Here is a 25,647-nt window from a genome sequence, read left to right on the forward strand (position 1 = left end):
GCGGGGTGCCACCCGGGCTGCCGGACGGCGAGGTGATCAGATCGCCCGGCCCGGCTCCCGATCCCGGGCCACGACCGGCGCCGCCGCTCGGGCGACCAAGCTGCGCTTCCGCCGAGACCGTCTCCTGGGCCGCGGCGATGCTCTCGTTCCCGCCCCCATGCGGACGCCCCGGCCGACCACCGGGCGGCGAACCGTCACCGCCGTCCCCGCCCCTTCCCCCGCGCGCCACGCCGTGCCGCCTACCCCTGCACCAGGCGGGTCAGATTGGTCAGGCTGGTCACCAATGCCGTTGTGTAGCTCAGGATCCGGCCGGCCCATTTGACCACCGCGGCGGGTGATCTGGGCGGCGATCACCGGGATGGTCACCACGAAGATCGCTTCGGCCGCCCACACGATGACCCGGGCGACCAGGTCCGCGATCAGGTCCCGGACGATGTCGCGGGTGAAGCGGACCAGGTTGCCCGCTGCTGCGGTCGCCGCCGCCATCGCGGCGGCCACCGCGCTCAGTCCGCCGACGGCGGCCACGTTGTGGCCCATCATGCCCGCGTACGCCGTGGCGGCCCGGCCGTTCCAGTCGGGCAGATCGCTCTTGAGGTACGAGCTGAGCTCCTCCGCCGTGTCGCTCAGCTCGGCGGCGATGTTGTTCCAGGTGGCGGCGTGCGCGGCGACCACGTCCGGCATGCCGGCGAGCTGGTCGAGCATGTGCTGCAACGGCTCGAAGTACTCCATCGCCCAGCCCAGGCCGTTGGCGAGCAGCGCGCTGAACGGGTCGATCGCGGTGGCCACCACCTCGGTCCCGAAGGCCGCTCCGGCGAGCAGATCGTCGACCCAGCTTTCGCTCTGGATCGCGGCGACCAGGCCTTCGAAGTTCTCCGCCAGCGACATCCCGGTCCACGGCTGACGGGTCGAGGCGACGTCGGCGACCAGCGAGTCGTCGCTCATCGTCCCAGCCGTTCGCCGGCCTTGCGGACCGTCTCGGCGGCGCCCGCGTCGGTGTCCTCGTAGGCCGCGGCGATCTCGGCGAGCGCGTCGGCGGCCAGTGCGAGGTTTTCCGCCACGTACGCGACCAGGCCGTCCTGCCGCTGGTGGCGCCCCTCCAGCACGGGTGGCAGCCAGCCGCAGAGCAGCCCGTACGCCGCGCCGTCCTGGCCGATGGCGGCGCCGGCGGATCTGACCGCGTCGAACCGGGCGCGCACCGCTTCGAGGTGGGCGATGTGCCGGCGGAGCTGGGCCGCGTCGACGGTGAGCTCGTCGGTCACGGCGTGCTCAGCCGTTCGCCGATCTGGGCGGCGATCGCCCGGGCGGCCGGCGATTCCGTGCCGATGGTTTCCGCGACTATCTCCTGGGCCCGGCCGGCGATCCGGCCCTTGGCCGCCCGGATCGTGGTCATGATCGCGTCGGCGACCCGTTCCGGCTCCAGCTGCCGGATCCCCCGGCTCAGCCGCAGGTCCACCAGAGCGCCCTGGGCGTCGACGGTCACCTCCACCGTCCCGCTCTCGTCGGTGGAGGTGACCCGGAGCCGGTCGAGCTGCACGCTCATCGCCCTGGTGTCGGTGGCCAGCTGGTCGATCCGGTCCTTCCAGGCTGCCAGCCGGTCCAGTGCGGCACCCGGTTCCAGGATGGGATCGTTGTCCCACGCCTCGGCGTTCATGGCCACCCCCGTGTCGACCTGTGTCGATGGGTCACGGTAGCGATCCGGTGCCACGTGGGCGTATCCCTGAAATGCCACTTATCGGGGGATTGCCGGGCATAGGCTTCTCGTGTTTCGCGTCGGACGAAGTTTTGTCGCACCGAGAGGGCCGGTTGATGCTGGGGAGACGGGCGCTCGTCGCCGTGCTGCTGGTGCTGGCGGTTTCCGGGTGCGGTGGGGACGACGGCGACGACATCGCCGCCGCGCCGGACCGGGGCGTTGTCGGTATCGCCATGCCGACCAAGAAGAGTGAGCGGTGGATCGCCGACGGGGACAACCTCGCCCGCCAGTTCACGCTGCTCGGTTACCGGCCCGACGTGCAGTACGCCGACGACGACGTCAAGGCCCAGGTCACCCAGCTGGAGGCGATGGTCGCGCGGGGTGACAAGGCCTTGGTGATCGCCGCCATCGACGGCACCGCGCTCAAGGATGTGCTGGGGCGGGCCGCGGCCGCGAAGATCCCGGTGATCGCCTATGACCGGCTGATCCGGGACAGCGCCGACCTGAGCTACTACGCGACCTTCGACAACTTCAAGGTCGGGGTGTTGCAGGGCACCGCGATCCTCGACGGGCTCAAGGGCAAGGGGCCGTTCAACGTCGAGCTGTTCGCCGGCTCCGCCGACGACAACAACGCCACCTTCTTCTTCAACGGCGCCATGAGTGTGCTGCGACCGCAGATCGACTCCGGCCGGCTGGTCGTGCGCAGCGGCGAGACCGCTTTCGCCAAGGCTGCCACGCTGCGCTGGGACGGTGCGGTCGCCAAGCAGCGGATGGCCCGGCTGCTCGCCGCGCACTACCGGTCCGCGCGGGTCGACGCCGTCCTCTCGCCGTACGACGGGCTCAGCCGGGGCATTCTCGACGCGCTCGGGGCCGCGGGCTACGGCGGCGGGAAGAAGGTGCCCGTCATCACCGGGCAGGACGCCGAGCTCGACTCCGTGAAGCTGATCGCCGCCGGAAAGCAGACCGAGACCGTCTACAAGGACACCCGGGAGCTGGCCAAGGTGACCGTGCAGATGACGAACTCGCTGCTGACCGGCGGGCGCCCGGAGATCAACGACACCGAGCAGTACAACAACGGGGTCAAGGTGATCCCCACCTTCCTGCTGCAGCCGGTCAACGTCGACAAGTCCAACTACCGGCGCGTCCTGGTCGACAGCGGCTACTACACCGCCGCCGAGGTCACCGCCTGATGCCGCAGCACCCGCGAGGAGAGTCGTCGATGACCAGCGTTCGCGCCACCCGGTGGTTCCTGGATCTTTCCGTCCGGGTCAAGCTGACCGTGCTGGTCGCCGCGAGCCTGGTGGCCCTGGCCGGCTGCCTGGTGGTGACGGTGGTCAACAACCGCAACGCCGAAAGAACCGCCGACCGGCTGGAGACGCTGACCTCGGCCAGCGCCCTGGTGCTGCAGCTCGACCGGGCGGCCAGCGAGCTCAAGGTCAACGGGTTGCAGTCGGTCATCCGGGCCGACGCCAAGGCCCAGGCCGCCCTGCTCAAGGAGCAGGTCGACGCCACGAACGCGCTGGTGACCAAGCTGGAGGCGGTGTCGCTGCCGGGTGGGCTGGCCGCCGCCGTGGAACGCATCAAGACGGTCGCCGCCGACTACACCGCCACGCTGACCCGCTTCGTGGCCGGCGCCGGGGTCGACCAGGGCGCCGCCCGCCTCTCCTGGGAGCAGATCGGGGTCGACAACTACCTGATCAGCGCCGTGCTGGCCAACGAGCGCGCGCTGTTCCTCGACACCGTCGAGCGTTCGCAGCGGTCCGCCGCCGCGAGCCGCGAACGGGCCGAGCGCATCCTGTGGATCGCCGTGGCGCTGGCCGCCCTGGTCGTCTGCCTGCTCGCGTACGTGGTGGTGCAGTCGATCACCCAGCCGTTGCAGCGGGTTCGGACCGCGCTGCGGGCGATGGCCGACGGCGACCTCACCGTCGGCGCGGGCGTCACCGGCAAGGACGAGGTCGGGCAGATGGCCCAGGCCCTGGACCAGGCGCAGGCCAACATGCGCCGGGTGGTCTCGTCGGTCGCCGGTTCCGCCGACTCGGTCGCCGCGGCCGCCGAGGAGATGTCCGCGACCTCCACCACCATCGCCAACTCGGCCGAGCTGTCGGCCGGCCAGGCGCACACGGTGTCCCGGGCCGCGGCCGGCGTCTCCGAGAACGTGTCGAGCGTGGCCAAGGGCACCCAGGAGATGGGCCAGTCGATCCGCGAGATCGCGCAGAACGCCACCGCCGCGGCCGAGGTCGCCAGCAAGGCCGTCGCCGTTGCGGAGGCGACCACCGCCCAGGTCGGCAAGCTCGGCGAGTCCTCGGCCGAGATCGGCAACGTCATCAAGGTGATCACCGCCATCGCCGGGCAGACCAACCTGCTCGCGCTGAACGCCACCATCGAGGCCGCCCGGGCCGGCGAGATGGGCAAGGGCTTCGCCGTGGTCGCCTCCGAGGTCAAGGACCTCGCCCAGGAGACCGCCCGGGCGACCGAGGACATCTCTCGCCGGGTCCAGGCCATCCAGACGGACACCACCGGCGCGGTGACCGCGATCGGCGAGATCAGCTCGGTCATCGCGGAGATCAACGACTACCAGGCCACGATCGCCAGCGCGGTCGAGGAGCAGACCGCGACCACCGAGGAGATGAGCCGCAGTGTCGCGGCCGCGGCCGCCGGAGCGGGTGACATCGCCACGAACATCACCGGCCTGGCCGACGCCACCCAGGTCAGCACCGAGGGCATCGGGCAGTCCCGGCAGGCGGTCGTCGAGCTCAGCGGCATGGCCCACCACCTGCAGTCCCTGGTCAGCCACTTCAAGTACTGACCGGCAGCCGCCTGCGGGCCCCGGGCGTCCAGCACGAAGCTGGTGCCCGCGGCCCGCAGCCGGATGATCGTCAGGTCACTCCTTGACCGGGATCGCCTGCGACTTGAGCGTCTGGATCGTGGACGCCTGCGCGGCGGTGAGCGCGTCGTTCAGGGTGCCCTTGCCGGAGACGGCGGCCTTGAACCCGTCGGAGGCGTTGGCGTAGGTGGCGGTCATCGTCGGTCCCCAGGTGAAGTCCGGGGTGACCTGGCCGGAGGCCTCGGCGAAGACGTCGTAGATCGCCTGGTCGCCGTAGAACTTGACGCCCTGCTTGAGGGCCGGAAGCGAGGCGCCCGCCTTGGTGGCCGGGTACAGCTGCGCCTTCTCGTTGAGCAGCGTCAGCGCCTCCTCGGAGGTGTTCAGCCACAGCGCGAACTGCGCCGCCTCGTACGGGTGCTTGGAACCCTTGAAGACCGCGGTGGACGAGCCGCCCCAGTTGCCGGCCTTCTTGTCCCCGGCGGCCCACTGCGGCATCGGGGCGACCTTCCACTTGCCCGCCGTCTTCGGCGCGCCGGTGGCGATGGAGTTGGCTCCCCAGACCGCGGAGACCCAGGTCCAGGCCTTGTCGGTGTTGTAGGCGTTGTCCCATTCCGGGGTCCACGGCGGCACGGCCGAGACCAGCTTCTTGTCGATCAGGCCCTGCCAGTAGTCGGCGACCTTCTTGGTGTTCGGGTCGTCCAGCGAGACCGTCCACTGGTTGCCGTCGTTGGCGAACCAGCGGCCGCCGGCCTGCCAGGCGAGCCCGGCGAACTGGTTGATGTCGCTCTGCGAGAAGTTGGTGATGTAGCCACCGGCGGCCTTGACCTTCTCGGCGGCCGCGGCGTACTCGTCCCACGTGGTCGGCGGGGCGATGCCGGCCTTGTCGAACAGGTCCGCGCGGTAGAACAGGGCCATCGGGCCGGCGTCCTGCGGGATGCCGAACACCTTGCCCTGCTCGCCGAAGGTCACCTGGTTCCAGGTCCAGTCCACGAACTGGTCCTTGGCCTTGGCCACGATGTCGCAGCCGCCGAGGTCGGCCAGGCCGTCCTGGACCCGGAAGCTGGGCAGCGCGTCGTACTCGATGTGTCCGAGGTCGGGGGCGTTGCCGGCCTTGAGCTGGTTGAAGAAGTTCTGGTACGTGCCGCCGTTGCCGTTCGGGCCGGTCTGCACCTGCACCTGGATGTTCGGGTTCTTGGCGTTCCAGACCTTGACGACCTCCTCGAGGTTCGGGATCCACGAGGTGTAGGTGAGGGTGACCGGGCCCGACGACGGCTGGCACGACGCCGCCGTGGTGTCCGTACCGGAGTCGTCACCGCCACCGGATGAGCAGGCGGCCAGCAGCAAGGCGGAGGTCAGCAGCACGCCGGCCGACCGGAGGGATGCGCGCATAGCATTTCCTTTGTGATGGGCGGGATTGAGGCGGATCACTTGACTGCTCCGGCGCCGATACCGCTGCGCCAGTAGCGTTGGAGGAAGAGGAAGGCGACCACCAGGGGCGTGATCGAGAGCAGCGCGCCGACGATCACCAGGCCGCGCAGTTCCGGGATGGTGCTCACCTGGCTGTTCCAGGAGTAGAGGCCGAGCGTCACCGGGAAGAGCCGTTCGTCGCTGAGCATCACCAGCGGCAGCAGGAAGTTGTTCCAGACGGCCACGAACTGGAAGAGGAAGATCGTCACCAGGGCCGGGAACATCAGCCGGACCGACACGGTGAAGAAGCTGCGCACCTCGCCCGAGCCGTCGAGCCGGGCGGCCTCGAGCAGTTCCTCGGGCACACTGGCGGTCGCGTAGATCCGGGCCAGATAGACCCCGAACGGGTTGACCACGCTGGGCAGGAACACCGACCAGAAGGTGTTCGTCGCCTCGACCTTGCTGAAGATCAGGAAGAGCGGCAGGGCCAGGGCACTGGCCGGGACGAGTACGCCGCCCAGGACGACGTTGAACAGCGTCTCGCGGCCGGGGAAGCGGTACTTGGCGATGGCGTAGCCGCACATCGCGGCGAGCAGAGTGCCCAGCAGCGCGGCCCCGCCGGTGTAGAGCAGGCTGTTGACCATCCAGCGCAGGAACACCCCGTCGCCGTAGGCGAGCAGTTCGCGGATGTTGGCGCCGAGGTTGAAGTCGGCGAACCAGATCGGGTTGGTGCCGGTGATCTGCTCCCGGCTCTTCGAGGAGCCCACGAACAGCCACCAGATCGGCACCAGGAAGTAGACGGTGCAGACCCCCATGATGATCATCGCCGCGGTCCGGGAGAGCAGGCTCTCGCGCACCTTCAGACCGGGGGCGCTCACCGCTCGCTCCGGCGCTGGGTGGCCTTGAGGAAGGTGAAGGACAGGACGAACGTGGCCAGCGCCAGCACCACGGAGAACGCCGCCGCCAGGTTGAAGTTCGGGATCGACGAGGTGGAGTAGACGGTCAGGTTCGGCGTGTAGGTGCTCGACACCGCCGAGCTGAAGCTGCGGAAGACCTGCGGCTCGGCGATCAGCTGCAACGTACCGATGATCGAGAAGACGGTGGTCAGCACGATCGCCGGCAGCACCAGCGGGATCTTCACCGACCAGGCGATCCGGAACTGCCCCGCCCCGTCGATGCGGGCCGCCTCGTAGATCTCGGTGGGGATCGACAGCAGCGACGAGTAGATGATCAGCATGTTGTAGCCGACATAGACCCAGGTCACGACGTTGGCCATGGCCCACAGCACGAGATCGGCGCTGAGGAAGTCGACGTTGCGGGTGAGCGCGGTGAACGGCGACAGGTTCGGCGAGTACAGGTAACCCCACATGATCGCGGCGACCACCCCGGGCACCGCGTACGGCACGAAGAACGCGAGCCGGAAGAAGCGCCGGCCCTTGACCAGCCCGGAGTCGAGCAGCAGGGCCAGCAGCAGCGCCAGGCCCAGCATCACCGGCACCTGGACGGCACCGAACAGCAGCACCCGGCCGACCGACGCCCAGAACGGGCCGTCGGCGAAGACCCGCTCGTACTGCACGAGCCCGCCGAAGACCTCGCGGGCCGGGCCGAAGGTGCCGGTGCGCTCCAGCTTGTAGAGCGACTGCACGATCGCGTACCCGATGGGCACCAGGTAGAAGAGGACGAACAGCACCCCGAAGGGCACCACGAAGAACAACACTGCCCGGGTGTGCCGGGAACGGCGCGGGCGCGGGAGCCCGGCCGCGGGCGGAGCAGCCCCGGCGATCCGGCTTTCGGTCACGGTCATCCGAGCGGTTCCTCTCTGACGACACGGACGGCACCGGCACCGACCTTGAGCAACCCGGGTACGGCCTCCCCGGTGACCAGGTCGCGTCCGGTGACGGGGTGCTCGATGTCCTGCCGGCCGTGGTTGATGACGAAGACGTAACTGCGGTCGCCGCCGGTGCGGCGGACCACCTCGACGGAGCCGTCGCTCTCCGGACCGGTGGCCCGGACCCCGGCCCCACGGACGGCGGCGCGCAGGAGATCCCGCAGGCCGTCGTCGTCCAGCGCGGTGGCCACGTACCAGGAAGTGCCCTGGCCGTGGCTGTTGCGGGTGACCGCCGGGACGCCCGGCAGCGGGCCGTCGGCGTAGCGGTCGACGATCTCGGCGGTGGTGGCCCGCAGGTGCTCGGTCCAGAGCGTGGCGGTCGCTCCCCCGGTGAGGGTGACCTGGTGGCCGGGCAGCAGCGGGAAGAACTCCTCGGCGACGACGCCGAGCATCTCGCGGAACGCGCCCGGGTAGCCGCCGGGCCGGACCCGGTCGGCGAGGTCGACGATGCCGCTGTAGAACGTCACCACCGCGTGCCCACCATCGGCCACGTACGTGTTGATCGCGGCGGCGTCCTCGTCCGAGACCATGTGCAGGCAGGGCACGATCACCAGGCGGTACCGGCTGAGGTCCGTACCGGGAGCGACCACGTCGGCGGTCACGCCGAGCCGGCGCACCGCCCGGTAGGCCGCGTGCACCTGGTCGAGGTACCGCACGTCCTGCGACGGCCGGGCCTCGGTGTCGGTGGCCCACCACGACTCCCAGCTGAACAGGATCGCCACCTCGGCCCGCACTGTCGTGCCGGCCACCTCGGCGAGCGCGTCCAGCGTCGTGGACAGCTCGAGCACCTCGCGCCAGCCGGCCGTGTCGGTGCCGGCGTGCGGCACCAGCGCCGAGTGGAACTTCTCCGCACCCTGGGCCGAGGCCCGCCACTGGAAGAAGCAGACCGAGTCGGCGCCGCGCGCGACGTGGGTCAGCGAGTTGCGCAGCATCTGCCCGGGCACCTTGGCCAGGTTGTACGGCTGCCAGTTGACCGCGCCGGTGGACTGCTCCATGAGCATCCAGGGCCGCCCACCGGCCAGCCCCCGGGTGAGGTCGGCTGCGAAGGACAGTTCCGCGTCCGGGTCGCCGAGACGGTGGTCGAGGTAGTGGTCGTTGGCGACGACGTCCATCTCCGGCGCCCAGCTCCAGTAGTCCAGCGCGCGGATGTGCGCGGTGACCATGAAGTTGGTGGTGACCGGCGCGCTGCTGTGCCGGCGCAGCACGGCCGCCTCGGCCCGGTAGTGGTCGAGCAGCGCGTCGGAGCTGAACCGCTGGAAGTCCACGAGCTGACCCGGGTTGCGCAGGGAGAGCGCGAGCCGCGGCGGCTGGACCTCGGCGAAGCCGGTGTAGCGCTGGCTCCAGAACGAGGTGCCCCAGGCGTGGTTGAGCGCGTCGATACTGCCGTAGCGGCGGACCAGCCAGGCCCGGAACGCCTCGGCGCTGGCCTCGTCGTAGCAGAGCGCGTTGTGGCAGCCCAGCTCGTTGGAGACGTGCCAGAGGGCGATCGCCGGGTGGTCGCCGTACCGGCGGGCGACCTGCTCGACCAGGGCCAGGGCGTGCTCGCGGAACACCGGCGAGCTGGGACACCAGGCCTGCCGGCCACCGGGAGAGCGGGTGGTGCCGTCGGCGGCCACGGGCAGGATCTCCGGGTGCCGGGTGGTGAGCCAGGGAGGCGGTGACGAGGTACCGGTGCCGAGGTTGATGCGGATCCCGTTGTCGTGCAACAGGGCGATGATGGTGTCGAGGGTGCTGAAGTCGTACTCGCCGGGCCGGGGCTCGATGCTGGCCCAGCCGAAGATGTTGACGGCCACGAGGTCGATGCCCGCCGTACGCATCAGCGCGACGTCCTCGGCCCACACCGCCGGCGGCCACTGCTCGAAGTTGTAGTCGCACCCGAGGCTGATGCCCGCCATCGGGTCTCCTTTCCAACACGTGTGTGCACGTGCACACATTGCGCCGCGGAAACGGGACCGTGTCGGATGTGTGAACGTGCACACACTAGGCACGGCCTCCGGACCAGGTCAATAGGCCGGCCCTACACTGCTGACGTGGCCCCGCCGAGCAAGCCCAGACGCGCCACGGTCCACGACGTCGCCGCCGCGGCCGGGATCTCGCGTGGCACGGTCAGCCGCGTCCTGAACGGCGGCTACGTCTCGGCCGAGGCCCGCGCCGCCATCGAGGCCGCGATCGCCGAGGTCGGCTACGTGCCCAACACCGCCGCCCGCAACCTGGTGATGCGCCGCTCCCAGGCGGTCGGCTTCCTGGCCCTGGAACCGCACTCGCTGCTGCTCGACGACCCCAACATCGGCGCCATCATGCTGGGCGCCAACGAGGTCCTCTCGGTCGCCGACCACCAGATGGTCAACCTGGTCGTCGACTCGGCCCGCGACACCGAACGGGTGGCCCGCTACCTCAGCGGCGGCTTCGTCGACGGGGCGATCATCGTGTCGGCCCGCAGCCACGACCCGATCACCCGGGTCATCGCGGAGCTCCGGCTGCCCGCGACGTTCGTGGGCCACCCGCCCGACCTGCACCGCAGCATCCCGTACGTGGGCATCGACAACGTCGGCTCGGCCCGCGCGATCACCGAACGGCTGGCCGCCACCGGCCGCCGGCACATCGCGATGATCGCGGCGGCGCTGGACCGCGACTCCGGCGCCGACCGCCTGACCGGCTTCCGGGCGGCGCTGGGTGACCGCTTCGACCCGCGCCTGGTCGCGGAGGTGCCGCTGTACGACTACGCGTCCGGGGTGAAAGGCATGCGGGAGCTGCTGGCCCGCGAGCCCCGCATCGACGGGCTCTTCGCGGCCTCGGACGCGCTGGCGGCGGGGGCGCTGGAGGTGCTGCGGGACGCTGGTCGCAGCGCGCCGGCGGACATGGGGGTGGTCGGCTTCGACGACAGCTCGTGGGCGTTGCGCACGCAGCCGCCACTGTCGACGGTGCACCAGCCGGCGCGCGAGATCGGGCGGAACGCGGCGGATCTGGTGCTGCGGCAGCTGCGCGGCGAGGAGCCGGGCAATGTGCTGCTCCCGACCCCCATCGTCTGGCGCGCCTCAGCCTGACCCGCCGCGGGCCGCCGCGCGCCGCCCCACGCCGGCCGCCGAGCCGCCGGCCGGCCGCGCGACTCAGAGGGGCGGCCGCGTGACGAAAGCCTGAGCCGCGGCCGGTGTCACCCGGTTCAGTGACAACACCTCGTCACTTTCAGTCACGTAGCGATCCGGGGCGCTGCGGCTGCGCAACACGAACCCACCGTTCCCCGCCGGCACCGCGCAGAACGTCGCGTCGGCGTCGTACCCGCGGCTGCCGTCGGCCCGTTCGAGCCGCAGAGCCGACTCCCGCGAGCGCAGGAAATAGCCCGGATAGTTGAACGACTCGAACGACAGGCAGGCGGCGTCTCCGCGGCCCGCCCGCGCCGTGAAGCGGGAGTCGGCCCGGTCCAGCTCGCGGCTGCCCGGTCCGACCGGGTCGATCCGGGCCACGAAGTTGCGGTGCCGGACCCGCCGGCCGCGCTCCCCCACCGGCTCCAGCCCGAGCTCCTGGCCGACCACCGGCAGGGCGACGGCCGGCGCTGCTGACGTGGAACGCACCGGGCTGCCGGCCGGGGTGCGCGGCGGCGGCACCACGTCGCGGACCCGGCTGGTCGCCGGTGGTGCGGGACGGTCCTCCGGTGAGGCAGCCGGCGACGGCTCGCTCGGCTCGACGGTCACCGGCGGCACGGTCGGCAGGGCCACGAAGAGTGGTCCGGGACGCTTCTCGTCGCGGGAGGTGACGGCCAGTCCGACCGCGGCGAGCAGGGTGATCACGGCGGCGGCGACCACGACCGTACGCATCCGGCCCGGTGCGGTGGCCCGGTGCGGTGCGGGAGCCGTGACGGCGGCCATCGGGACGCTCGCCGACGTACGCGGAGGTGGGGCGAAGTGCTGGGGCGGTGGTACCCACTCGTCGGCGAGTGGGCCGTCCTCTGGCGACATCCGGATCCGTTCAGTGGGCACAAGACTGCGGGACGCCGCGCGGGCGGTGCAGCAGCAATATTCGGGGCAAAAGCGGCCCGTGGCAAGAGGCAATCCTCGGTTCACCGTCAGTGATCGATCCGAACCGCACTCCCATCCGTAGTCACGAGGGAATCACCACGCGCCGACGACCGCGGCGAACCCGCGGCCGGCGGTGCTTGCCCTCGAGGGAGCAACGCGCAGTGGACAACCCCGCACCGGCAGATCCGGACGCCCCGTACCGGCGTCCCGCCGACCCGACGCCGCCCACGCTGCCATCGATCTCGGACTACTGGCCCGACGCGCCGCACCGCATCGGCCCGCTCGCCGACCACTACACCGACGAACCCACGGAAGCGGCGGTCGACGCATTGCTGCGCTCCGGCACCCGCGAAGGCACCCGCGAAGGCACCCGCGGAGGCGACAGCACCGGGCGCCCGGACAGCACCAACCACCTCACGTTCGCCCCGCCCCGCAGGTCGAAGCGGTCCCTGCTGGCGGTCGTCGCGCTGGCCGCCGTACTCGTGGCCGGGGCCGGCTTCGCCGGGTTCGTCCTCGTCGGTAAGGATTCGCCCCCGGCCGCGCAGGCCCCGCAGCCCGATGCCGAGGCACCACCACCGCCGGCGACCGCACCGCAGCAGCCCATCGAGCCGCAGACCATCGAGCCGCAGACCGACCCGCCGTCCTCGGCGCCGGCGCCGGCCAACGTGATCTCCGCACCCGCGCGGGGCCGCGCCGAAGCCGCGTTCGAGCTGGTCAGCAACACCGCGGTGATTGACCTGCGGACCGGGGACATCGGCGGTGACCTGTACCGGATCACCACGCCGCAGGACGGCAGCGTGGTGCCACGCGCGCAGGTCAACACCAAGGGCGTGCGGCTGTTCCTCGACGAGAAGGCCAAGCGGCCCGACGCGGCGGTCACCGTGCTGCTCAACGCCGAGGTGCGGTGGAGCATGCGGATCACCGGCGGGATCAAGGCCGGGGTCTTCGACCTGGGCGACGCCAAGGTGGACGCGGTGGACTTCGCCGGCGACGCGGCGCGCATCGATCTGACCCTGCCGCGGCCTGACGGCACGCTGCCGATCCGGTTGTCGGGCGGGGTGAACCGCTTCGAGGTCTCCACGGACCAGGGCGTACCGGTACGGGTACGGGCCCGCGGCGGCGCCGGTCAGGTCAAGCTGGACGGGCGCACCGACGACGGGGTCGCCCGGGGTGCCTCGTTCCTGTCGCCGCACTGGGCCGACAGCAAGAACCGGATCGACCTGGACGCCGTGGCCGGGGTCGGCACGCTGCGGGTGGGCCGCGGCTGAGCCGCCGGGACCCGAGGTGGCCGGGCCCGAGGTGGCCGGGCCCGAGGTGGCCGGGCCCGAGGTGGTAGGTGCCGTCCGTGGGCGACGGCCGGCACCTACCCGGGTCGGGTGATCAGTTGTTGACGCAGCCGGCGTTGCTGTTCGCGAGGCCGAGGATCGCGATGCTGTTGCCGCAGACGTTCAGCGGGATGTGCACCGGGAAGTACGCCTGGTTGCCGTTCAGCAGGCCGACGTTGCCACTGCTGTGCTGACTGCCGTGGTGACCCTTGTGGTGGTGGTTGTAGTCGTCGTCGTAGCCGTGCGCGCTCGCGGGGGCCGAGAACGCCAGGGCGGCGGTGGCCACTCCCACGATCAACGCGAAGCCTCGAACCAGTTTCATGACGAACCCTTCTCTTGCGGACAGGTACTGAGATCAAGCTAGCGGCCCCTTTGAGGCGTTTCGCACCTTTTAGGAAAATCCGCCACGATTCAGTACCTGCCGCCGAAGAGGGTCAGGCCAGGGCTCGGCGCAACGCGTCCGTCCGCAGCGCCCACGTACGCCGGGACAGCGCCGCGTCAGCCGCGAAGGTCTCGGCCGCGTGATAGCTCCCCGGGTGCACGTGCAGCTCGGTGGGCACCCCGGCCGCCATCAGCCGCTGGGCGAAGGCGATGTCCTCGTCCCGGAACATGTCCACGGTGCCGACGTCGATGAAGGCCGGTGGCAGCCCGGTGAGGTCCTCCGCGCGGGCCGGGGCGGCGTACTGGTCGGCCTCCTTGCCGCCCAGGTACCAGGCCCAGGCCTCGATGTTGCCGGCCCGGTCCCAGATGCCGATGTCGGTGATCTCGTGGCTGGACGCCGTCTCGTTGCGGTCGTCGACCATCGGGTAGATCGGCATCATGAACCGCAGCGCCGGGCCACCGCGGTCGCGGGCCATCAGCGCGGTGGCGATGGCCAGGCCACCGCCCGCGCTGCCGCCGTAGAGGGCGAGCCGGTCGGGGTCGATACCGAGCTCGTCCGCGTGCGCCGCGGTCCACACCAGACCGGCGTAGCAGTCCTCGGCCGGGGCCGGGTGCGGGTTCTCCGGGGCCAGCCTGTACTCGACCGAGACCACGACCGCGCCGACCTCGTCGCAGAGCAGGGTGGCAGTCGGGTCCTCACCGGCGATGTTGCCGAGGATCATCCCGCCGCCGTGGATGAAGTAGATGCCCGGCAGGGTGCCGGTGGCGTTGCGCGGCCGGTAGATCCGTACGGTGATGTCGGGGTCGCCGACCGGCCCCGGCACAGTCCGGTCCTCCTTGACCACGTTCGGGTTCTCCGGCACCTCGATGGCGCCGAGCAGCGCCTCGACGGTGGCGCGGCGCTGGACGATGTCCGGGATGGCGTTGAAACCACCGGGCAGGGCCTCGAGCAGACCCTCCAGCGGTACGGCGACCTCAGGGTCGATCAGATGACGTCGGGACATGGGTGCTCTCCTTCGCGGATCGTCAGACGGTGAGGGCGAAGCCCTCGTAACCCTTCGCGGCGACCTCGTCGCAACGCTTGCGGTACGCGCCCACCCCACCGGCGTACGGCATGAACACACGCGGCTTGCCGGGCACGTTGGCGCCCATGTACCAGGAGTTCGCCTTGGGGTAGAGCGTGTAGCCGGCGATCTCGTTGACGTGCGCGACCCAGTCGTCCTGGGCCTGCGGGGTGGCCTCGATGGTGCGCAGGCCCTCGGTGTCCAGGTGCCGGATGACTCCGGCCACCCAGTCGACGTGCTGCTCGATCGACACCACCATGTTGGACAGCACCGACGGGCTGCCCGGTCCGGTGATCATGAACATGTTCGGGAAGCCGGCCGACCCGAGGCCCAGGTAAGTCCGCGGCCCGGCCTGCCAGGTCTCCTTGAGCGAGACGCCGTCACGGCCGCGGATGTCGACGTTGGTCAGCGCGCCCGTCATCGCGTCGAAGCCGGTGGCGTAGACGATGATGTCGGCCTCGTACTCGCGCTCGGCGGTCCGTACGCCCTTCTCGGTGATCTCCACCAGCGGGGTGCGCCGCAGGTTGACCAGGTGCACGTCGGGACGGTTCCAGGTCTCGTAGTAGCCGGTGTCCAGGCACGGCCGCTTGGTGCCGACCGGATAGTCCGGGCACAGGTCGTCGGCGACCTCCGGGTCCTTGACGATCTCGTGGATCTTGCGGTGGATCCACCGTTTCGCCGTGTCGTTGGCCGCCTGGTCGGTCGCCAGGTCGGTGAAGGTGGAGAGCAGGTTGACCAGGCTGCCGCTCTCCCAGGCCGCCTCGTAGATCACGTCGCGTTCCGCGTCCGAGACCTCCAGCGCGGACTTCGTCGGCACGGTGACCGGGATGCCCGCGGCGGACTCACGCTGCGCCTGCCGGTACGCCCGGTAGCTCGCCTTGCGCTCGGCGATCTCGTCCGGCCGCAGCGGCCGGTTGCGCGCCGGCAGCGAGTACGCCGGGGTGCGCTGGAAGACGGTCAGGTCGGCGGCCTGCTCGGCGATGACCGGGATGGACTGCACCCCGGAGGAGCCGGTGCCGATGAGCGCGACCCGCTTGCCGGTGAAGTCCACGCCCTCGTGCGGCCAGTGCGCGGTGTGGTAGGTCGCGCCCTTGAACGACTCCAGCCCCGGGATCTCCGGCATCTTGGACGCGGACAGGCAGCCGGTGGCCATCACGAAGAACCGGGCGTTGACGGCGTCGCCGTGCTCGGTGCGCACGAGCCAGGTGCCGGCGTCCTCCTCCCAGGTGGCGGCGGTCACCCGGGTCCGGAAGACGATGTCGCGGCGCAGGTCGAAGCGGTCGGCGACGTGCCGGGCGTACTTGAGGATCTCGGGCTGGGTCGGGTAACGCTCCTCCCACTGGTACTCCTGCTCCAGGTCCGGGGAGAAGGAGTACGAGTAGGCGAGGCTCTCCACGTCGACCCGGGCACCGGGATAGCGGTTCCAGTACCAGGTGCCGCCGACGTCGGTGCCGGCCTCGAAGACGACGACGGACAGGCCCTGCTCGCGGAGCTGGTGCAACAGGTACATGCCGGAGAAACCGGCCCCGACGACGACGGCGTCGACGGACCGTGGGGTGGGCTGGGCTTCGGAAGCGGACATCATGCCTCCCGGGGTACGGCTGCGTACGAGGTGCCGGTGCCGGCGGCGGGCGCACACCCTGCAGTGCGTGCGTCATCGCGGCGCGGCCGGCGGTGCGGAACGCGCGCTGGGGGCAGCGCGGACGGGAAATCTGTGCGGTCGTGTGACCTGCCCCACAACGTAGAATGCATCCTGCATGCGAGTCAATGTTTCTCCGGCGTTACGACCGATCGGCCCAGCTCGCCACTGATCGGCCCAGCTCGTAACTGATCGGCCCCGCTCGCAACCGCTTCAGTCGGCCCCGCCGGGGTCGATAGAAGGACCATGAGGCGGAGCGGGAACAGCCGGGGCACCAGCGCGGGTTCGCGCGTGTTCCTCGCCTATGCCGCCGCCAGCCTGGTGCTCGTCGGGCTCCTGGGCGTCCTGCTCGTACAGGGCTACCGCGACGACGCCGCCCGGCAGAGCGCGGACCAGGGCCGCGCCCAGGCCTCGGTCATCGAGGAGATGGCCGTCGCCCCCGCCCTGGACGGCGCCGACCTCGCGGCCGGGCTCACCACGAACCAGCGGCAGCGCCTGCAGGAGGCCACCGACCTCGCGATCTTCCACGGCTCGGTGCTCAGCATGCGGCTGCGCAGCTTCGCCGGGCAGGTCGCCTTCTCCGACGACGGCTCCACCGCCGGCGGCATCCCGGTGTCCGCCCCGGCCTTCCGCGAGGCGGCTGCGGGGCGTACCGACGTCGCGGTGGTCGCCGACTCCCGGCGCAGCTCCGGCCTGGTCATCCGGGTGCTCCAGCCGGTCATCGTCGGCGCCTCCGGGCAGGCGGTGGGCGTGCTGGAGCTCTACCTGCCGTACGACGCGATCGCCGCGCACCTGCACCGGCAGATGTACGTCACCTACTGGCGGCTCGGCTCGGCCCTGGCCGGGTTGTACCTGGTCCTCGCCCTCATCGCGTGGTCCACCTCCCGATCGCTGCGCCGCTACGCCTCCCGGCAGGAGCACGAGGCGCTGCACGACGCGCTGACCGGCCTGCCCAACCGCGCCGCCTTCCGCTCGCGCGCCCGGGAGACCGTCGCCGAGGACGGTCCCGGCGGCGCCATCGTGCTGGTCGACCTCAACCGCTTCAAGGAGGTCAACGACACGCTGGGCCACCACGCCGGGGACGAGTTGCTCAGAGTGGTCGCGTCCCGGCTGTCCGGCGCGCTCGGCGGCAGTGGCACCGTCGCCCGGCTGGGCGGCGACGAGTTCGGGCTGATCCTGCCGGCGCTCCCCCGCGACGCGGTGCTGGACCTGCTCGAGACGGCCCGCGGCGAGCTCGTGCAGGAGACCCTGCTCGACGGCGTCGCGCTGCGCATCGAGGCCAGCTTCGGCGTGGCTCTGTACCCGGAGCACGGCACCGACGTCGAGGAACTGCTCCAGCACGCCGACGCCGCGATGTACCAGGGCAAGCGCGGCACCACCGACATCGTCCTGTACGACCGCAGCCAGGTCGCGCAGCCCGCGCACTGGCTGATGGTGCAGACCGAACTGCGTCACGCGCTGGAGCGCGACGAGCTCGTCCTGCACTACCAGCCCAAGGTGCGCCTGGCCGACGACGGGATCAGCGGCCTGGAGGCGCTCGTGCGCTGGCAGCACCCGCGGCGCGGACTGCTGTCGCCGGCCGAGTTTCTGCCCGCGGCCGAACAGTCCGGGCTCATCGAGCCGCTGACCGCCTGGGTGCTGCGCCGGGCCCTGGAGGACCAGGCCGGCTGGACGGCGCTCGGCCAGCAGTGGCCGGTGGCGGTCAACGTCTCCGCCCGCAACCTCGAGGCCCCCGGCTTCCCTCGGGTCGTGGCGGCGTTGCTGGCCGAGCACGGCACGCCTGCTGGGCGGCTGCTGCTGGAGGTCACCGAGACCGCGCTGGCCGGGGACGCCGCGACGGCCGCCGACGCCGTCGTCGAGCTGACCGCGCTCGGCATCGGGGTCTCGGTCGACGACTTCGGCATCGGCTACACCAGCCTGTCGCAGCTGCGGTCCGTCCCGGTCGCCGAGGTCAAGATCGACCGCAGCTTCGTCACCGACCTGGACACCGACGCGCCGAACCAGGCGATCGTCCGCTCGGTGATCGCCCTGGCCCACGGGCTCGGCCTGCGGGTCACGGCCGAGGGCGTGGAGACCCCGGCGGTGAGCGTCTGGCTCGCGGACGCCGGCTGCGACGACGCCCAGGGCTACCTCTTCGCCCGGCCCACGGCCTGGCCGCACCTGCTCGACCTCTACCTCAACCCGCGTGGCAACGGCCGGCACGCCCGCGCCGAGCTCGCCACGGTTGCCGAAACCGCGCCCACCGAACCTGCACCACTGAGCACCGGAGGTCTCCGATGAAGCACACCACCCGCCGCCGCGTCCGCCTGGCCGCCGCCGGCATCGCGCTGACCCTGGCCGCCGGCGGCTGCGGTTCGGCCTCCGCCGGCACGGACGCCATGGCCACCGGCGAAGTGGCCGTGGACGAGCAGATCCGCGCCATGCTGCCGGACGCTGTGCGCGATCGCGGCAGCATCCAGCTGGCCACCGACCCCAGCTACGCGCCGATGGAGTCCTACGCGCCCGACGGCCGCACCATCATCGGCTTCGACGCGGATCTGGCCGCGGCGCTCGGCTCGATCACCGGGATCCGGGTGGAGATGGTTGCGGCCGACTTCAGCTCGGCCATCGACGAGACCGTCAAGGGCACATACGACGGCGTGCTCTCCTCGATGACCGACACAGCGGAACGCGAGAAGCTGGTGGACTTCGTCGACTACTTCTCCGCCGGCACCGCGATCGTCGTGCAGCGGGGCAACCCGCGCGGCATCTCGGATCTCAAGGACCTGTGCGGCCAGGTCGTAGCCGTGGAGAAGTCCACCGTGCAGGCCGACCTGCTGCGCCGCTCCCAGCCCAGCTGCGGGGCTAACAAGATGATCATCAAGAACTTCAAGACCAATGCGGACGCCCTGCTGCAGGTCCGCACCGGGCGGGCGGTCGCCATCCTGAACGACTATCCGCCGGCCGCCCACCTCGCCACCGACGCCCGGACCCGCTCGTACTACCAGCTCGCCTCGACCGTGCAGTACGAGCCGGGCCTGATGGGACTGGCCGTGGCCAAGGACAACACGCGGCTGCGGGACGCGCTGCACGCCGCGCTGGACTCGCTCATCCGTTCCGGCCGCTACACCGAGCTGCTGCAGCGCTGGGGCCTGATGAACGGCGCGCTGGCCACGTCGTCGATCAACGCGGGCAGCTGACGCAGGCTCAGGACCGGGTGTTGCGCGGCAGGGCGGACAGCCGGCGGCCCCGGACCAGGGCCTGCCGGCGGCCGATCTCCCGGCCGTCCGGAGTGAACTCGACGCCCTCGACCTCGTACCAGTTCTCGCCGTCGCGCTGGATGGGTCTGTTCCAGTCGACGCGTTCGACGCGCAGGTCCAGGGAGCCGGTGCCGAAGCAGTAGTCCGTCTCCGCGAAGTGGCTCACCGGCCGGTTCGGGCCGCGATTGGCGTCCATGACTTCACTCCTCGTCCGGTAACCATGCACGTGCCCAAGCATCGTCATATGCGCGGGCCGACGCAAGGCCGGATGCACGTGCATATGCACACGGAACCAAAAGTGGAAGATCCGCCGGGCTGCTCCACCGTTCGGACGATGCCCGGCGTGTCGGACGTGACTGTCAGCGCGCGATCTGATGCAGCGCGTCGTCGAGGATGTCCACCGTGCGCTCCGGCGGCTCCGCCTCGAGGCAGGCCCGCTCCATCGCGATCAGGTAATGCTCCACGTCACCGGGCTTGTCCAGATAGATCGCCCCGGTCAGCTGCTCGACGTAGACCACGTCGGGCAGCTCCGGCTCCGAGAACCGCATGATGGCGAACGGGAAGTCGGCCGGCCCGGCCGCTCCCTGATGGAACGGCACGATCTGCAGCCGGACGTTCGGCCGCCGGGCCGCCTCCAGCAGGGCCCGCACCTGTGCCCGCATCACGTCGGGGCCGCCGATCTCACGCCGCAGCACCGCCTCGTCGAGCACGGCCCAGAACTGCGGCGGGTCCGGCCGGGTGAGCACCCGCTGCCGGCTGCACCGCAGCTCGATGCGCCGCTCGATCTCCGCGGCCGGCGCGGTCGCGTGCTCGCGCCGCAGCACGGCCCGGGCATAGTCGGCGGTCTGCAACAGACCCGGCACGTAGTGCGCCTCGTACGCCCGGATCAGCGAAGCCGCCTCCTCCAGGCCCAGATAGGACAGGTACCACGGCGGCACGACCTCGCCGAACTGCCGCCACCAGGCCGGGGCGTTCGCCCGCCGGGCCAGGCTCAGCAGCGCGCTGCTCTCCGGCTCGCCGACGCCGTAGAGGGTGAGCAGGTCAGCCACGTCGCGTTCCTTGAAAGGGACGCGGCCGAGCTCCATCCGGCTGATCTTCGACTCCGACCCGCGGATCTCCCAGCCCGCCGCCTCGCGCGAGATCCCGCGCGCCTGACGCAGGCGCCGCAGCCGCACGCCGAGCTGGATGCGCAGGGCCGTGGGACCACTGCGGTAGTCCTGATCCGTCGAAGTCATTGTCTCCTCCCTGCCCACCACTGTGCCCCGCTGCACGTGCATACAACCGTGCAGTGTCCACGGAAGATGCGCAACCTTCTGCACGATCATCGAACCCGCGGGGTACGGATCCGCCCCCGGGCCCCCGTCCCTCCGGCCGGAGTGGTACGCAGAGCGCATGACACAGAGCACCGGGACCGCCTACGACGTCATCGTGCTGGGCGCCGGTCCGGTCGGGGAGAACATCGCCGACCGTGCCGTGCGGGGCGGGCTGACCGCCGTCCTGGTCGAACACGAGCTCGTCGGCGGCGAGTGCTCCTACTGGGCCTGCATGCCGTCGAAAGCACTGCTGCGCCCGGCCGAGGCGGTGCGCGCCGCCCGGCAGGTCGGTGGGGCGTCCCAGGCGGTGACCGGCGCCCTCGACGTGCCGGCGGTGCTCGCCCGGCGTGACTCCTTCACCAACGACTGGTCCGACGCCGGTCAGGTGGAGTGGGTCGAGGGCGCGGGCATCTCGCTGATCCGCGGCCACGGCGCCCTGACCGGCGTCCGCGAGGTCACGGTCACCGCGGCCGGCGGCGGCACCACCGTGCTCACCGCCCGCCACGCCGTCGCGGTCGCCACCGGCACCGACGCGGCCGTGCCGGACATCGACGGGCTGCGCGCGGCGCGACCCTGGACCAGCCGGGAGGCGACCAGCGCCCGCAAGGTGCCGGGCAGCCTGGCGATCATCGGCGGCGGGGTGGTCGCGACGGAGATGGCCACGGCGTACGCGGGCTTCGGCACGAAGGTGACGGTGATCGCCCGCAGCGGCCTGCTGGGTGGCATGGAGCCGTTCGCCGGTGAGCTCGTCGCCGCGGCGTTGCGCGAGCGGGGCGCCACGGTCCTGCTCGGCACCGCCACCACGCGGGTCACCCGGACCGCCGACGGTGTCGAGATCCAGACCGGCGACGGCGCCACGATCACCGCCGAGGAGGTGCTGGTGGCGACCGGGCGCACACCGCGTACCGGTGGGATCGGTCTGGAGACCGTGGGGCTCACCCCGGGTGACTGGATCACCACCGACGACACCATGCGGGTGCCCGGGTCCGACTGGCTCTACGCCGCCGGCGACGTGACGCACCGCGCGCTGCTCACCCACCAGGGCAAGTACCAGGCCCGGGCGGCCGGCGACGTCATCGCGGCCCGGGCGGCGGGCGCGCCCGTCTCGGACGCGCCGTGGGGCACCCACGTCGCGACCGCCGACCACCGCGCGGTCCCCCAGGTCGTCTTCACCGACCCGCAGGTGGCCTCGGTCGGGCTCACCGCGGCGGCCGCGCGCGAGGCCGGACACCAGGTCCGCGTGGTCGACTACGAGATCGGCCGGGTCGCCGGGGCGAGCCTGCACGCGGACGGGTACGCCGGCACCGCGCGGATGGTGGTCGACGAGCAGCGCGAGGTGGTGCTCGGCGTGACCTTCGCCGGACCGGATGTCGCCGAGCTGTTGCAGTCGGCGACAATCGCGGTCGTCGGTGAGGTGCCGCTGGCCCGGCTGTGGCACGCGGTGCCGGCGTACCCCACGGTCAGCGAGATCTGGCTGCGGCTGCTGGAGACCTACGGCCGGCCTACCCGGTGACCGCCGGGCGGTAGCGGGCGATGATCACCCCGGTGGTGGTGGTCACGGTGTCGGCCAGGGTCATCGCCCGGTGCGCCGCGGCCCCCTCACCGAACAGCTTCGTCCCGGCGCCCAGGGCGAGCGGGTGGATCGACAGGACGTACTCGTCGACGAGCCCGGCGGCGGCCAGCGCCCGGACGAGCATGCCGCTGCCCAGCACCACCAGCGCCCCGTCGACCTCGGCCTTGAGCTTGGCCACCGCGTCGGCGGCGTCGCCGGTCACGAGCACCGAGTTCTGCCACGGCAGCGGCTCGGTCAGGGTGCGCGAGACCACGTACTTGGTCTTGCGGTTGAGCACCTCGGTGTACGGGTTGCCATCGGTCTGCCGGGCCCAGAACCCGTGGAAGTTGACGTAGGTACGCCGCCCGAACAGCATCGCGCCGTCCTCACCCATCCCCTTGCCCATGGTGGCGGCCGCGACGTGATCGGCGTAGGGACGGGCCCAGCCGCCGTACCGGAAATCGCCCCTGGTGTCCTCGTCGGGACTGCCCGGTGCCTGCATGACGCCGTCCAGGCTCAGCTGCTCCACGACCACGATCTCGCCCATGGTGTTCCCCTTCCTCCGGGCCCGCCGTGCGCGGGCCTGCACCGGTTACACGAACGGGCGGTCCTCGGATCGACAATCTTGGGGCGGCGACTATCGTGTGGTGAATGCCGAACGACGCCGTGGTCACGTATCAGCAGGTGGACGCCGATGGTCTGGTGGTCGCCGCCCTCGCCGGGGAGATGGACCTGGACCGCGCGGACGCGGTCCGCGACAGCCTGGCGGCCGCCGCCGCGAGCGGCGAGTGCCGGTATCTGAACGTGGACGTCAGCGAGGTCACCTTCATCGACTCGTACGCGCTCGGGGCGCTGGTGAGCGCGCGCAACACCGCGGCGAGCAACGGGGTGTCGCTGACCCTGACCAACCCGTCGCAGCCGGTCCGCAAGGCCATCCAGGTGACCGGCCTCAGTCACGTCTTCGGCCTGCCCGCCACGACTGAGTGAGGGCCATGGACTATCGCCGCAACTACCGGGCCGCCGCCGTCTCCTTCGCCGACCTCGTGTCCCGGCTGCCGGCCGACCGCTGGGACGGCCCCGGCACCGGCGACTGGAGTCTGCGCGAGCTGGTCGGCCATACGGTCGGCTCCGCCCTGCGCCAGGTGCCGCCGGTGCTCACCGTCACCGGCGGCGTGGTGACGCTGCACGCGCCGGAGGACTACTGGGCGTTCGCCCGGTCCGCGCCGCCGGAGCTGTACGCCGCCGCGACGGCAGCCTCGACGGCCGACGCCCGGGAGACCGGCGCGTGGCTCGGCGACGACGCGGCCACCCGGGTCAGCGAGCTCGCCGGGCAGGCCACCGCGGCGCTGGCCGCGGCGAACGACGACGACGTGGTGACCACGCCGGCCGGCGGCATGCGGGTCCGCGACTGGCTGCCCACGCGGACCTTCGAGCTGGTGGTGCACGGCACCGACATCGCCGCCGCCACCGGGGTGACCTTCGACGCGCCACCGGACGCCGTGGCCGAGGCCGTCGCGCTGGCTGCCCGGGTCGCCGCCGCGGTCGGCGACGGCGAGCTGGTGCTGCGCGCGCTCACCGGCCGGGCCGGTCTGCCGGAGAAGTTCTCGGTCGTCTGATTCCGATGGCCGAACGCCCGGAAAGTGACCAGGTGCACACTTCGCAGCCGGCCGTCCCGCCCTCTACAGTGACAGCTCGATCCGGCTCGATTCCCTCTCCCCGGACGAGGAGTGACGTGACCCTGGTGGCCCCGGCGACCACGGACGCCGCTCCCGGGGCGCCACCCCGGGAGGACGGCGCGCGGCTGCCCGGTCCCCGCATCCGGATCCCGCGACCGCTGCTCGTCTGGGGTCCGGCCGTGCTCCCCGCGCTGCTCATGCTGGTCGTCGGCCGCATCGGCCTGCGCCGGCCGGCCGTCGGGTGGGACGAGAACGCCACCTGGCTGGCCAGCCAGCGCACCCCCGCCCAGATCGTCGACCTGGCCCGGCACTTCGACGGCGTGATCTCCCCCTACTACCTGTTCATGCACTTCTGGACGGGTGTCTTCGGCGACTCGGAGTTCTGGCTGCGCGCGCCGTCGCTGCTCGCCGTGGCGCTCGGCGTGGGCGTCTCGGCCGAGCTGGGCCGCCGGCTGTTCGGCCCGGCGACCGGCCTGCTCGCCGGGCTGCTGCTGGTCACCGTGCCCCAGCTCTCCCGGTACGCCCAGGACGCCCGGGCGTACGGCCTGGCCTTCCTCTTCGCCACCCTCGCGACCCTGCTGCTGCACCGCGCGCTGCGGCAGCCGTCGTGGGCGCGCTGGATCGCGTACGGCGTCACCGTCACGCTGCTCGGCCTCTCGCACATCCTGGCGTTGCTGGTGCTCATCGGGCACGCGTACGCGGTGGTGACCCGGGCCCGCCGGGACCCGGCCGCGGTCCGGCCGGTGCGCTGGTTCGTGGTGACCGCCGTGGCCGTGCTGCCCGTGCTGCCGTTCGTTTATCTCGGCCTCACCCAGCGCGGTTCGCAGCTCGACTGGCTGCCGCCGATGACCGTGCGTCAGGTGCTCGACGCGCCGGGCGACATCTTCGGGGCCGCGGCTGTCGGCCTGCTGCTGATCGGCCTGGCCCTGGTGGCCCGGCACCGCGACGCCCGCCTGCTGCGCGAGTTCGCCGTGCTGGCGGTCGCGCCGCCGGCGGTGCTGATGGCCGTCTCGTTTGTCACCTCGTCGCTGTGGGTCCCGCGCTACGTGCTCGTCGTCGTGCCGGCGGTCTGCCTGTGCGCGGCCGTCTCGTTGCGGGTCGTGCCGCTGCGGGCCGTCGCGGCTCTTGTGCTGCTGGCCGCGGTCGGTGCGCCCGCCCAGCAGCGGCTGCGCACCCAGACCAGCCACATGGGCCCGGACTTCCGCACCGTGGCGCGCCAGCTGGAGCAGCACCAGCAGCCCGGCGACGTGATCGTCTACGGCACCTCGGGCACCTGGTCGCTGCGCGCGGGCATCGACTATCAGCTGCGCGGGCGGGAGAAGCCCCGCGACGTGCTGCTGCGCACCCCGGCGGCCGAGGTGGGCGAGCTGGACGCGGTGCAGTGCGCCGACCAGGTGGCGTGCCTCGGCTCGGCGCGGCGGGTGTGGCTGTTCCGCTGGCAACCGGCCGGCCGGCAGCTGACCGCCGAGGCTCCGCTGTCCGGCGCCGGCGCTCTCGGTCCGGTGCTCACCAGCCGATACAAGGCGGCGGGCGTCTGGCGCGCCACCAAGGCCAACCTGGTCCTCTTCGAGCGCCGCTGACCCCCGGCGGGCCGGCCGGGTGGGCCGGCCGGGCGGGCCGGCAGGCGGAGCGGGTG

General features: G+C 71.7%; 24 protein-coding genes. 10 read left to right on the top strand and 14 right to left on the bottom strand.

Annotated elements, in window-relative coordinates; genetic code table 11:
• Positions 1–36: 36 nt before the first annotated feature.
• The 3 genes from ACQP2Y_RS28180 to ACQP2Y_RS28190 are packed head-to-tail and all read right to left on the bottom strand — an operon-like array spanning position 37 to position 1,651.
• On the bottom strand, positions 37–942 hold the full coding sequence (locus ACQP2Y_RS28180; RefSeq protein WP_433718049.1) for a WXG100 family type VII secretion target: 906 nt from the start codon (positions 940–942) through the stop codon (positions 37–39).
• Positions 939–1,259 carry a type VII secretion target gene (locus ACQP2Y_RS28185; RefSeq protein ID WP_433718050.1) on the bottom strand — a complete coding sequence of 107 codons (321 nt, stop codon included), beginning with the start codon at positions 1,257–1,259 and terminating at the stop codon, positions 939–941. Before ACQP2Y_RS28185 ends, ACQP2Y_RS28180 begins: the two co-directional genes overlap by 4 nt.
• The gene (locus ACQP2Y_RS28190) at positions 1,256–1,651 is read right to left on the bottom strand and encodes a YbaB/EbfC family nucleoid-associated protein (RefSeq protein ID WP_433718051.1); all 396 of its coding nucleotides are present in this window, start codon (positions 1,649–1,651) and stop codon (positions 1,256–1,258) included. The genes ACQP2Y_RS28185 and ACQP2Y_RS28190 overlap by 4 nt, the downstream gene beginning before the upstream one ends.
• 155 nt (positions 1,652–1,806) lie before the next feature.
• Here ACQP2Y_RS28190 and chvE point away from each other — a divergent pair, with 155 nt between their 5' ends.
• Both chvE and ACQP2Y_RS28200 read left to right on the top strand, forming a co-directional pair.
• Positions 1,807–2,880 (top strand): multiple monosaccharide ABC transporter substrate-binding protein, encoded by a 1,074-nt coding sequence (gene chvE, locus ACQP2Y_RS28195; protein ID WP_433718052.1) that lies wholly within the window; start codon positions 1,807–1,809, stop codon positions 2,878–2,880.
• A gap of 29 nt (positions 2,881–2,909) precedes the next feature.
• Entirely contained in the window at positions 2,910–4,496 is a 1,587-nt protein-coding gene (locus ACQP2Y_RS28200) for a methyl-accepting chemotaxis protein (RefSeq protein WP_433718053.1), read from the top strand.
• A 75-nt stretch (positions 4,497–4,571) separates the two neighbouring features.
• On the opposite strand, the gene ACQP2Y_RS28205 is transcribed toward ACQP2Y_RS28200, so the two are convergent.
• Genes ACQP2Y_RS28205 through ACQP2Y_RS28220 form a run of 4 tightly spaced genes read right to left on the bottom strand, consistent with a single transcriptional unit; the run spans position 4,572 to position 9,704 of the window.
• On the bottom strand, positions 4,572–5,903 hold the full coding sequence (locus tag ACQP2Y_RS28205; protein WP_433718054.1) for an ABC transporter substrate-binding protein: 1,332 nt from the start codon (positions 5,901–5,903) through the stop codon (positions 4,572–4,574).
• 35 nt (positions 5,904–5,938) lie between these two features.
• On the bottom strand, positions 5,939–6,799 hold the full coding sequence (locus ACQP2Y_RS28210) for a carbohydrate ABC transporter permease (protein WP_433718055.1): 861 nt from the start codon (positions 6,797–6,799) through the stop codon (positions 5,939–5,941).
• Positions 6,796–7,725, bottom strand: coding sequence for a carbohydrate ABC transporter permease (locus ACQP2Y_RS28215; protein ID WP_433718056.1), 930 nt, complete (start codon positions 7,723–7,725; stop codon positions 6,796–6,798). The genes ACQP2Y_RS28210 and ACQP2Y_RS28215 overlap by 4 nt, the downstream gene beginning before the upstream one ends.
• Complete coding sequence (locus ACQP2Y_RS28220; RefSeq protein WP_433718057.1) at positions 7,722–9,704, bottom strand: beta-galactosidase; 1,983 nt, start codon at positions 9,702–9,704, stop codon at positions 7,722–7,724. The genes ACQP2Y_RS28215 and ACQP2Y_RS28220 overlap by 4 nt, the downstream gene beginning before the upstream one ends.
• A 135-nt stretch (positions 9,705–9,839) precedes the next feature.
• On the opposite strand from ACQP2Y_RS28220, the gene ACQP2Y_RS28225 reads away from it, so the two are divergent.
• Positions 9,840–10,853 carry a LacI family DNA-binding transcriptional regulator gene (locus tag ACQP2Y_RS28225; protein WP_433718058.1) on the top strand — a complete coding sequence of 338 codons (1,014 nt, stop codon included), beginning with the start codon at positions 9,840–9,842 and terminating at the stop codon, positions 10,851–10,853.
• Between the two features lie 63 nt (positions 10,854–10,916).
• Here ACQP2Y_RS28225 and ACQP2Y_RS28230 read toward each other — a convergent pair whose 3' ends face one another.
• On the bottom strand, positions 10,917–11,672 hold the full coding sequence (locus ACQP2Y_RS28230) for an AbfB domain-containing protein (protein ID WP_433718059.1): 756 nt from the start codon (positions 11,670–11,672) through the stop codon (positions 10,917–10,919).
• A 311-nt stretch (positions 11,673–11,983) separates the two neighbouring features.
• Between ACQP2Y_RS28230 and ACQP2Y_RS28235 the strand changes: the two genes are divergently transcribed.
• Complete coding sequence (locus ACQP2Y_RS28235) at positions 11,984–13,090, top strand: hypothetical protein (protein WP_433718060.1); 1,107 nt, start codon at positions 11,984–11,986, stop codon at positions 13,088–13,090.
• 112 nt (positions 13,091–13,202) lie between these two features.
• Here the strand turns inward: ACQP2Y_RS28235 and ACQP2Y_RS28240 are convergent, their stop codons facing one another.
• From ACQP2Y_RS28240 to ACQP2Y_RS28250, 3 genes are all read right to left on the bottom strand, one after another.
• Positions 13,203–13,469 (bottom strand): chaplin, encoded by a 267-nt coding sequence (locus ACQP2Y_RS28240; RefSeq protein ID WP_433718061.1) that lies wholly within the window; start codon positions 13,467–13,469, stop codon positions 13,203–13,205.
• A gap of 112 nt (positions 13,470–13,581) precedes the next feature.
• Entirely contained in the window at positions 13,582–14,532 is a 951-nt protein-coding gene (locus tag ACQP2Y_RS28245) for an alpha/beta hydrolase (RefSeq protein ID WP_433718062.1), read from the bottom strand.
• Positions 14,533–14,554: 22 nt separating this feature from the next.
• A complete protein-coding gene (locus ACQP2Y_RS28250; RefSeq protein WP_433718063.1) occupies positions 14,555–16,174 on the bottom strand; it encodes a flavin-containing monooxygenase in 1,620 nt (539 codons plus the stop codon).
• A 348-nt stretch (positions 16,175–16,522) separates the two neighbouring features.
• On the opposite strand from ACQP2Y_RS28250, the gene ACQP2Y_RS28255 reads away from it, so the two are divergent.
• Both ACQP2Y_RS28255 and ACQP2Y_RS28260 read left to right on the top strand, forming a co-directional pair.
• A complete protein-coding gene (locus ACQP2Y_RS28255; RefSeq protein WP_433718064.1) occupies positions 16,523–18,511 on the top strand; it encodes a putative bifunctional diguanylate cyclase/phosphodiesterase in 1,989 nt (662 codons plus the stop codon).
• Positions 18,508–19,410: an ABC transporter substrate-binding protein gene (locus tag ACQP2Y_RS28260; protein ID WP_433718065.1), complete on the top strand. Its 903-nt coding sequence runs from the start codon at positions 18,508–18,510 to the stop codon at positions 19,408–19,410. Before ACQP2Y_RS28255 ends, ACQP2Y_RS28260 begins: the two co-directional genes overlap by 4 nt.
• A 7-nt stretch (positions 19,411–19,417) precedes the next feature.
• Here ACQP2Y_RS28260 and ACQP2Y_RS28265 read toward each other — a convergent pair whose 3' ends face one another.
• Positions 19,418–19,666 carry a hypothetical protein gene (locus tag ACQP2Y_RS28265; protein ID WP_433718066.1) on the bottom strand — a complete coding sequence of 83 codons (249 nt, stop codon included), beginning with the start codon at positions 19,664–19,666 and terminating at the stop codon, positions 19,418–19,420.
• A 163-nt stretch (positions 19,667–19,829) separates the two neighbouring features.
• Entirely contained in the window at positions 19,830–20,705 is an 876-nt protein-coding gene (locus tag ACQP2Y_RS28270) for a helix-turn-helix domain-containing protein (protein WP_433718067.1), read from the bottom strand.
• A gap of 157 nt (positions 20,706–20,862) precedes the next feature.
• On the opposite strand from ACQP2Y_RS28270, the gene ACQP2Y_RS28275 reads away from it, so the two are divergent.
• On the top strand, positions 20,863–22,296 hold the full coding sequence (locus tag ACQP2Y_RS28275; RefSeq protein ID WP_433718068.1) for a dihydrolipoyl dehydrogenase family protein: 1,434 nt from the start codon (positions 20,863–20,865) through the stop codon (positions 22,294–22,296).
• On the opposite strand, the gene ACQP2Y_RS28280 is transcribed toward ACQP2Y_RS28275, so the two are convergent.
• Positions 22,286–22,882 (bottom strand): dihydrofolate reductase family protein, encoded by a 597-nt coding sequence (locus ACQP2Y_RS28280; RefSeq protein WP_433718069.1) that lies wholly within the window; start codon positions 22,880–22,882, stop codon positions 22,286–22,288. The genes ACQP2Y_RS28275 and ACQP2Y_RS28280 overlap by 11 nt on opposite strands.
• Before the next feature lie 104 nt (positions 22,883–22,986).
• Here ACQP2Y_RS28280 and ACQP2Y_RS28285 point away from each other — a divergent pair, with 104 nt between their 5' ends.
• From ACQP2Y_RS28285 to ACQP2Y_RS28295, 3 genes are all read left to right on the top strand, one after another.
• A complete protein-coding gene (locus ACQP2Y_RS28285; protein ID WP_360543157.1) occupies positions 22,987–23,322 on the top strand; it encodes an STAS domain-containing protein in 336 nt (111 codons plus the stop codon).
• A 5-nt stretch (positions 23,323–23,327) separates the two neighbouring features.
• Positions 23,328–23,951 (top strand): maleylpyruvate isomerase family mycothiol-dependent enzyme, encoded by a 624-nt coding sequence (locus ACQP2Y_RS28290; protein WP_433718070.1) that lies wholly within the window; start codon positions 23,328–23,330, stop codon positions 23,949–23,951.
• A gap of 116 nt (positions 23,952–24,067) precedes the next feature.
• Complete coding sequence (locus ACQP2Y_RS28295; RefSeq protein ID WP_433718071.1) at positions 24,068–25,591, top strand: glycosyltransferase family 39 protein; 1,524 nt, start codon at positions 24,068–24,070, stop codon at positions 25,589–25,591.
• Positions 25,592–25,647: the final 56 nt, after the last annotated feature.

The sequence above is a fragment of the Actinoplanes sp. CA-051413 genome, assembly GCF_050955795.1.
Classification (GTDB): domain Bacteria; phylum Actinomycetota; class Actinomycetes; order Mycobacteriales; family Micromonosporaceae; genus Actinoplanes.

Excerpts from the sequence above, each read along its gene's own strand:
- ACQP2Y_RS28280 (WP_433718069.1), bottom strand. The coding sequence starts at position 22,882 with ATGGGCGAGATCGTGGTCGTGGAGCAGCTGAGCCTGGACGGCGTCATG.
- ACQP2Y_RS28245 (WP_433718062.1), bottom strand. The coding sequence starts at position 14,532 with ATGTCCCGACGTCATCTGATCGACCCTGAGGTCGCCGTACCGCTGGAG.
- ACQP2Y_RS28275 (WP_433718068.1), top strand. The coding sequence starts at position 20,863 with ATGACACAGAGCACCGGGACCGCCTACGACGTCATCGTGCTGGGCGCC.
- ACQP2Y_RS28270 (WP_433718067.1), bottom strand. The coding sequence starts at position 20,705 with ATGACTTCGACGGATCAGGACTACCGCAGTGGTCCCACGGCCCTGCGC.
- ACQP2Y_RS28260 (WP_433718065.1), top strand. The coding sequence starts at position 18,508 with ATGAAGCACACCACCCGCCGCCGCGTCCGCCTGGCCGCCGCCGGCATC.
- ACQP2Y_RS28265 (WP_433718066.1), bottom strand. The coding sequence starts at position 19,666 with ATGGACGCCAATCGCGGCCCGAACCGGCCGGTGAGCCACTTCGCGGAG.
- ACQP2Y_RS28240 (WP_433718061.1), bottom strand. The coding sequence starts at position 13,469 with ATGAAACTGGTTCGAGGCTTCGCGTTGATCGTGGGAGTGGCCACCGCC.
- ACQP2Y_RS28190 (WP_433718051.1), bottom strand. The coding sequence starts at position 1,651 with ATGAACGCCGAGGCGTGGGACAACGATCCCATCCTGGAACCGGGTGCC.
- ACQP2Y_RS28230 (WP_433718059.1), bottom strand. The coding sequence starts at position 11,672 with ATGGCCGCCGTCACGGCTCCCGCACCGCACCGGGCCACCGCACCGGGC.
- ACQP2Y_RS28180 (WP_433718049.1), bottom strand. The coding sequence starts at position 942 with ATGAGCGACGACTCGCTGGTCGCCGACGTCGCCTCGACCCGTCAGCCG.
- ACQP2Y_RS28200 (WP_433718053.1), top strand. The coding sequence starts at position 2,910 with ATGACCAGCGTTCGCGCCACCCGGTGGTTCCTGGATCTTTCCGTCCGG.
- chvE (WP_433718052.1), top strand. The coding sequence starts at position 1,807 with ATGCTGGGGAGACGGGCGCTCGTCGCCGTGCTGCTGGTGCTGGCGGTT.
- ACQP2Y_RS28215 (WP_433718056.1), bottom strand. The coding sequence starts at position 7,725 with ATGACCGTGACCGAAAGCCGGATCGCCGGGGCTGCTCCGCCCGCGGCC.
- ACQP2Y_RS28220 (WP_433718057.1), bottom strand. The coding sequence starts at position 9,704 with ATGGCGGGCATCAGCCTCGGGTGCGACTACAACTTCGAGCAGTGGCCG.
- ACQP2Y_RS28290 (WP_433718070.1), top strand. The coding sequence starts at position 23,328 with ATGGACTATCGCCGCAACTACCGGGCCGCCGCCGTCTCCTTCGCCGAC.
- ACQP2Y_RS28285 (WP_360543157.1), top strand. The coding sequence starts at position 22,987 with ATGCCGAACGACGCCGTGGTCACGTATCAGCAGGTGGACGCCGATGGT.
- ACQP2Y_RS28250 (WP_433718063.1), bottom strand. The coding sequence starts at position 16,174 with ATGTCCGCTTCCGAAGCCCAGCCCACCCCACGGTCCGTCGACGCCGTC.
- ACQP2Y_RS28205 (WP_433718054.1), bottom strand. The coding sequence starts at position 5,903 with ATGCGCGCATCCCTCCGGTCGGCCGGCGTGCTGCTGACCTCCGCCTTG.